General features: G+C 67.7%; 1 protein-coding gene. It reads left to right on the forward strand.

All coding sequences use genetic code 11. The annotated features are described in order from the left end of the window. A partial coding sequence (locus Ani05nite_RS40710; RefSeq protein ID WP_203777572.1) for a glycoside hydrolase family 10 protein occupies window positions 1-826 on the forward strand: 826 nt, incomplete at both ends.

An 826-nucleotide genomic window follows, 5' to 3' on the forward strand; every position in this document is an offset into this window, starting at 1 on the left:
CCGCTACTTCGGTGCCGCGATCGCCGCGGGCCGGCTCGGCGATGCGACCTACACCCGGATCCTGACCACCGAGTTCAACGCCGTGACCCCTGAGAACGAGATGAAGTGGGACGCCACCGAACCCTCGCAGGGCCGGTTCACCTACACCAACGGCGACCGCATCCTCAACCAGGGCCTGTCCAACGGCTCCAAGGTCCGCGGCCACGCCCTGCTCTGGCACGCCCAACAACCCGGCTGGGCCCAGGCCCTGTCCGGCACCGCCCTGCGCAATGCCGCCCTCAACCACGTCACCCAGGTCGCCACCCACTACAAAGGCAAGATCTACGCCTGGGACGTCGTCAACGAAGCCTTCGCCGACGGCGGCAGCGGCGCCCGCCGCGACTCCAACCTGCAACGCACCGGCAACGACTGGATCGAAGCGGCGTTCCGGGCCGCCCGCGCCGCCGACCCGGGCGCCAAACTCTGCTACAACGACTACAACACCGACGGCATCAACGCCAAATCCACCGGCATCTACAACATGGTCCGCGACTTCAAGTCCCGCGGCGTGCCCATCGACTGCGTCGGCTTCCAATCGCACCTGGGCACCGGGATCGACTCGAGCTACCAGGCCAACCTGCAACGCTTCGCCGACCTCGGCGTCGACGTGCAGATCACCGAACTCGACGTCGAGCAGGGCGGCAACCAGGCCACCATCTACAGCACCGTCACCAAGGCCTGCCTGGCCGTCTCCCGCTGCACCGGCATCACCGTCTGGGGCATCCGCGACAGCGACTCCTGGCGCACCGGCGCCAACCCCCTGCTGTTCGACAACTCCGGCAACAAG

The organism is Actinoplanes nipponensis, assembly GCF_016862275.1.
Lineage (GTDB): Bacteria > Actinomycetota > Actinomycetes > Mycobacteriales > Micromonosporaceae > Actinoplanes > Actinoplanes nipponensis.